Genomic DNA, 6424 nt, shown 5'->3' with positions numbered 1-6424 from the left:
TTTAGCATATCCGATGTCTTACCTGCAGTTTTATCCGTGCGCACCGCTGATATAATTGGATACTCCTCCTTAAGCTTTAGCAGAAAGCTCTGGTAGTCACTTGTCGGCACACCTGCCGCTTTAAGCACATTTGCAGCCAGATAATTGACGCTCGTATCTTCTCCTGTTGCCTCATCAATATCATAATTTGCCCATATGACATACGGCACCTGATAGCGCAGCTTAAGCTCTTCATTGGATAAATTATTATAATCCATGCCGTTTGCTGCAAGAACAGAGCTTGCTACAGTATCATTTGGCTGATGATCACCGAAAAATACCACTATAGTTTTCTCATCCACATTTGAAAAATAGTCAATGAGACTCTTTAAATCTTCGTCTGTCATCTTAATCAGTGAAAGATATTGGTCGAGTGCAGAATTATTGAGCTTATCAGCTGTCACAGTATTGTCAAAGCCATAGTAGATGTCCGTGTATCCACCATGATTTTGCATAGTGACATTGAATATAAATGCCGGCTGACCATCCGGTTTGTTCTCATAGGTCTCAATAATCTTATCAAATGACGTCTCATCACTTATATATTTGCGCACAAACCTCTGATTAGAATAATCCTGCATAAACGAAAGATTGTCAAATCCCAAAAGAGGATAAACCGTATCCCTGTTCCACCCACTGCCATAGTACGGATGCTGTGCATACGTTGCATAGCCTATGCTCTTTAAATAGCTTGCAAGGGAGGGGGTCTCACTCTTTATATACTGCTGATACGGAATACTTCCTACCGGAAGAAAAGCCATCGTATTGCCTGTCAGAAACTCAAACTCGGTATCGGCAGTATTGCCACCGCATACAGACGTATTCAGATATCCTGTTATAGTGTTCTCATTGCCCTTTTCAAGACTGTGTACAAACGGCATATAGTCTGTATTTGTATCAAAATCACCGAGCACCGACAGATCCGAAAAGGCTTCATCCATTACAACTATAATATTCGGATAGTCACTATCAGCTACAGTATTTGATTTATTTGCTTCATTATTAGCTGAATTATCATCTGCACCGGCATAGCTGTCAAGCAACTCCTTTGCCTTTTGCCTGCTATACCCATCAGGCTTATCAACCGCCACAAACTTAAGATCCATCGCAAAGGTTACCGCCATTCCATTCACCTTCGTCATATATGCCGGTGTAAACAGAAACGGATACAGGTAATTGTCCGTCTGGAAATCCTCATCCTGCAGGGCATTCACAAACAGGCACAGCACAAGTATTAAAAGCACAGTCGGGATGAGTCTGAACCTGAATTTCCACTTGATCCTGAAGTCAACAAAATGCATCAGCACAATAAGTGCTATAAATATAACTGTAACAACAACTACTCCTGCAGTCGGTGTAAAATCATAATTGGACGCAACGCTTGTCGCCGTACCAATTGAGAAAATATCCCACGGAACAAAAGGAGTCGAGCGAAAAAGCATAACATAGTGATTTATCAGTCCAAAAACCATAGCCACGGTAAAAACCGCACGAAGTGCCCACTTTGCCCTGCCCGTAACAAAATAAAGAATCCAGGCAATCAGCTCAAACAAAATAATATTAAAAAATCCTGCCATAAATCTGACTTCTTCAAAGGGATTGTGTTCGTAGAACTCCATAAGATAAAAAGCTGCAATCGGAAAAATCGAGAAAAATATAACATTAAATATATTTTCATATTTTTTATAAATCTTTTTTATCATCATCATGCTCCTGTTATTTTCTTTATTTTTTTGAAAGATTGTGAGTAAAGAAAAAACCCGCAAACCCTTGATTTTACTAGAAATCTTGGATTTACGGGGTTTTGCAAATAGTGCCGGCAGTGGGACTTGAACCCACACGGGCTTGCGCCCAACAGATTTTGAGTCTGCATCGTCTGCCATTCCGACATGCCGGCGTCTTACGAACAGTCAATATTCTATCACAGTTATTGACTTCATGCAACTAAAATTTGTAATTTCAATATAAATTATATATTTTCGGCAATAACTTTAATATATGTTTTGATATATGTTTTAACATATGTCAAAGCCTAGAATTATGTATCAGCATACAACCTTATTCTTACCTGTGCATTTTCCGACATAAAGCTGTTTGTCAACAAAATTAATCCATTCCTTGTAATCCTGCCCTACCTTATATTTTCCTGCACCTATGGTCACGGTCATCCTTCCACTGCCCTTTGATGTCCAGAAGGTCTTTGAATTAATCTCCACACGAAGCTCATCAAGAAAATTCTTAGGCACCTCTCCGTCAACACATTTACCAAGAAGCAAAAACTCCTCTCCTCCCCATCTGCAATAGCTAAGCTCAACACCTCGAGCCTTACTTACGATAGTACGAGCGAGAATCTTGAGTGCATCATCTCCTACATTGTGTCCGAATGAATCATTAATTTTCTTAAAATCATCAATATCAATCATTGCAAGATAATAGTCTCTCTGATTATCTTCCTCAAAAAGATTCTTAAGCTTTGCCATCATAAAGAAACGATTCGGAAGCTCAGTCAGCGCATCAAACTGCGCCTGCTTTTCCATTGCCCCCTCCTCGGAAGACATAAAATGCAAAAGACACATCATACATATGATTATCAAGAAAACTACAACAGACACCATAGCAATTGAAATACTCTTAATTACAACAGAATCCAACACATACAAAGGTGTATACAAGCCATCAAGCATATAAAGCATAATCAGAGCAATAGCATATACGCAACAAAGCAGAATGGCAACATGATTCTTTTTTTTCTTTCTGAGGACCACATAATCCATGGCAAAAAGGAAAAACATTGCATCGATCAAAAAAAGCTGGAAATTACATTGAATTCCGAGACAAACCACCGCAAGTACCATATGAAGCAATATCTCAACAGCCACACTATAAACATATATGCTCAGTCTTTCAGATTTGGCCAAACTGAATGCAAGAAAATAAAAGCATATGCTGATCATATTGACTCCTGCCATCAAATCAATTCCCAGTGATGAAAACAGAAATAACATCAGCAAATGGATGACAAGAAATATTTTATTTACATTAAAAAGGAAGCTCTGCTCCCTGACAGTATTATAATTGCTACCCATTGTCCAATACCTTCACAAATATATTGTAAATATTACTATAAAATAATAACACATTTCATCTAATATAACAATATATTATTGTGCAAAAGTACTAGACTATTTTGCTCTTTTTTTTCTAACTATATATCCTACAAGAATAATAACAGCACTTGTTATGACACTTCCATAAAATGTCATTCCCCTGCACAAAAGCTCCATATTCGCAGCATTTTTACCAACAAGCTGCTTAAACCCATCAATCATAATATAATCAGCCACGCCCATAGCTCCGGGTATAGGCACACAATTGGAGCCCATCGCCACAAAGCACTGTATCACGCTCACATCAACCGCCTTTTTTACTCCTTCTCCTACCGCCATAAAAATCATAAACGATACCAGAAGCTGTGATAATCGCTGCATAATATTCCAAAAGAAAATCTCGATAAGAAGCCTTGTATGCCCTGTGATACTGTTTGAACACTCCTGATATTCTTTCATAGTATTTTTAAGCTTCTTTCGAAGCCTGTCACCATGCCGTATTATATGTATTTTCTCGAGAAGACGGATAAAAGCATCACAAATTGAGTATAGTATGCTTCCTTTCCTTAGCAGCATATAAAATACAAGAGCCAAAAAAATCAGTACTACTATCCCAAAACATATAAATATCCGGGAAATACCTGAGAAATTTTTCAGCAAAGGATACTTAAAAATCATGCATAGTAAACCAATTGTCAGAAGTGAAAGTGTATACATAACAAGATTTATCAGCAGTGCCACTGTAGCAGCATATCCCGGTATGCCATCCCTTATCATGAAATACGCACTGGCAGGCTGTCCCCCCGATGCCGATGGCGTAATAGCCGAAAAATACACATCAGCTCCACCATACACAGTACCATCAATCGCGCTGGTTTTGTACCCAAAGTGTCTTGCCATGCGTACCAGAGCAAAACCCTCAAACCATATAAACCCGAATGTACAAACAAAACTCATAAAAAGCCAGCCTTTATTTGCATTTCTGATAAAGCTCATAAGAATCTCAAATGAAAAATGCTTGCTCTGTGAGACAACAGCCCATATGCTTAAGATAGCTATAAAAACAGAAGCTATCGCCCAAAATATCTTTTTTCTGTCCATTAAATGTGTTCCCCTTAAAAAAACTGGTACAGTGAATTATAAAATTACACCATACCAGTTAATTTTAGATAATATGCATTACTTTATCAAGTAAAATATTATTAATATCTTTTTAACGTTTATTAAATTTTTTATGCTGCAGTTCACAAGTCAGTCTATATAAATTGACTTCTATGATTCCTCTTCCTCATCGTCTGTGTTCATCATATAAACACCGCGGCTTGCATCTCCGTCCGGATTCTTTCCAAACTCATAATCATTTCCAGGCAGAATAGCATTTAAGAAAATTCCTGCGATAGCTGCAATTGCAAGCGCTGTCAGTGTAATTGATGTTCCTGCTACAGTAAATGTCAGTCCATTTCCAAAGCCAAGACCACATACAAAAATAACACCTGCAATAATCAGATTTCTTGATTTAGTCAGATCTACCTTGTTTTCAACAACATTTCTGACTCCTATCGCTGAAATCATTCCATAAAGCATGAATGAAACTCCACCAATAATCGCTGACGGCATAGTAGATATTACAGCCGAAAACTTTGGAATAAACGAAAGTGCAATAGCAAAAACAGCTGCAATACGGATAACTCTCGGATCATATACCTTAGACAGCTCAAGAACTCCTGTATTCTCACCATATGTTGTATTAGCCGGTCCACCGATGGCTCCTGCAAATGCAGTCGCAATTCCATCACCTATAAGTGTCCTATGAAGCCCCGGATCAGCAATGAAGTTCTGCTCTACTGTAGCAGAAATAGCTGACATATCACCTATATGCTCCATCATTGTTGCAATAGCGATAGGCGCCATAACAAGAATGGATGTAATATCAAACTTCATGAACTGAAATTTAGGTATTCCAACCCACGCAGATGATGCAATTGATGTAAAATCAAGAATTGCCGAACCATCAGGATTAGTAATTCCTGCAGCATTCATAATAAGAGCCACTACATAGGAAATAATTACTCCCATTAAAATAGGAATGATTTTAAATAATCCCTTTCCCCAGATATTGAAAATAATTATAACTCCAAGTGCAATAATTGCAAGAACCCAGTTTGTTGAAGCATTATTGATAGCTGAGCCGGCAAGTGAAAGACCGATGCATATGATAATAGGTCCTGTAACTACAGGCGGCAGAAATCGCATTACACGCTTGATTCCAACCAGCTTAATAATAAGAGCAAGTACGAAGTAGAGCATACCTGCAACAAATATACCACCACACGCATATGCCGCCTTATCATTGACAGCCATATCTGCATACATACCACTGTCAAGATTTGCAACAGTATAAAAGCCTCCTAAAAAAGCAAATGACGAACCCAAAAAAGCCGGTACCTTAAACTTTGTACACAGATGAAATATAAGCGTGCCAAAGCCTGCACAAAATAATGTAACCGACACCGAAAGACCTCTCGTCAGTGGCTCCCCACAAGCTTTCTGAAAATACCCCGATACAAGAATAGGTACAAGAATTGTCGCACCGAACATAGCAAACATATGCTGTAAACCAAGTACAAGCATTTTAGCAGTTCCAAGCTGTCTCGCATCACGAATTGGCTCCTGTTTCTTTTGTTCCATAACAACCTCCTTAATAAATTTATGTTTTCGATATGTAACTGAACACATTATAGCAGTTTTGAATTATTATTTCATTATTTTTTTATCATTTTTTTATAAAAAAAAGACATCTCACAGGATGTCTTAAATAAATCATATTTAATAAATATGTACCTTCAAAACTTCATACAAACTTGATTATTAATCCAATCTGAAAATTCCAGTCTGTTTTATAATCTACACCGAAAAACTCATCTCGATTCCGCTTCGCTTCATCTCGATGGATTTGCTTCGCAAATCTGCGTCCATTCCAATTCAGCCTTCTGCAAATAAATTTGCAAAGCCTGAGTTGGAATGGACTTGTTTTTCTTCGTTATTAACCAGATTAAGCCCTCGACCTATTAGTAACAGTCAGCTCCACATGTTGCCATGCTTCCACCTCTGCCCTATCTACCTTGTAGTCTTCAAGGGGTCTTACTCCATATGGAGGGATATCTCATCTTGAGGGGGGCTTCACGCTTAGATGCCTTCAGCGTTTATCCCTTCCAGACTTGGCTACTCTGCCATGCCGTTGGTCGACAACAGATACACCAGTGGTCCGTCCATCCCGG

The 6424-nt window shown here is 38.4% G+C and carries 4 protein-coding genes, 1 tRNA gene and 1 rRNA gene; all 6 read right to left on the bottom strand.

Annotated elements, in window-relative coordinates; genetic code table 11:
• A partial coding sequence (locus ACW6PM_RS13495; protein ID WP_456057462.1) for an LTA synthase family protein occupies window positions 1-1616 on the bottom strand: 1616 nt, incomplete at its 3' end.
• A 237-nt stretch (window positions 1617-1853) separates the two neighbouring features.
• Window positions 1854-1936, bottom strand: a tRNA-Leu gene (locus ACW6PM_RS13490).
• 148 nt (window positions 1937-2084) lie between these two features.
• Window positions 2085-3125, bottom strand: a complete 1041-nt coding sequence (locus ACW6PM_RS13485) for a GGDEF domain-containing protein (protein ID WP_456057461.1) — start codon at window positions 3123-3125, stop codon at window positions 2085-2087.
• Window positions 3126-3221: 96 nt separating this feature from the next.
• The gene (locus tag ACW6PM_RS13480) at window positions 3222-4247 is read right to left on the bottom strand and encodes a lysylphosphatidylglycerol synthase transmembrane domain-containing protein (RefSeq protein WP_456057460.1); all 1026 of its coding nucleotides are present in this window, start codon (window positions 4245-4247) and stop codon (window positions 3222-3224) included.
• 171 nt (window positions 4248-4418) lie between these two features.
• Window positions 4419-5834 (bottom strand): uracil-xanthine permease family protein, encoded by a 1416-nt coding sequence (locus ACW6PM_RS13475; RefSeq protein ID WP_448754917.1) that lies wholly within the window; start codon window positions 5832-5834, stop codon window positions 4419-4421.
• A 360-nt stretch (window positions 5835-6194) separates the two neighbouring features.
• A 23S ribosomal RNA gene (locus tag ACW6PM_RS13470) occupies window positions 6195-6424 on the bottom strand; the annotation flags it as partial.

Source organism: Agathobacter sp. (genome assembly GCF_977054825.1).
The sequence above is the reverse complement of the archived record's forward strand: the minus strand, read 5'-3'. Positions and strand labels throughout refer to the sequence as shown.

Coding starts and splice junctions, on each gene's coding strand:
- ACW6PM_RS13475 (WP_448754917.1), bottom strand. CDS start 5,834: ATGGAACAAAAGAAACAGGAGCCAATTCGTGATGCGAGACAGCTTGGA.
- ACW6PM_RS13485 (WP_456057461.1), bottom strand. CDS start 3,125: ATGGGTAGCAATTATAATACTGTCAGGGAGCAGAGCTTCCTTTTTAAT.
- ACW6PM_RS13480 (WP_456057460.1), bottom strand. CDS start 4,247: ATGGACAGAAAAAAGATATTTTGGGCGATAGCTTCTGTTTTTATAGCT.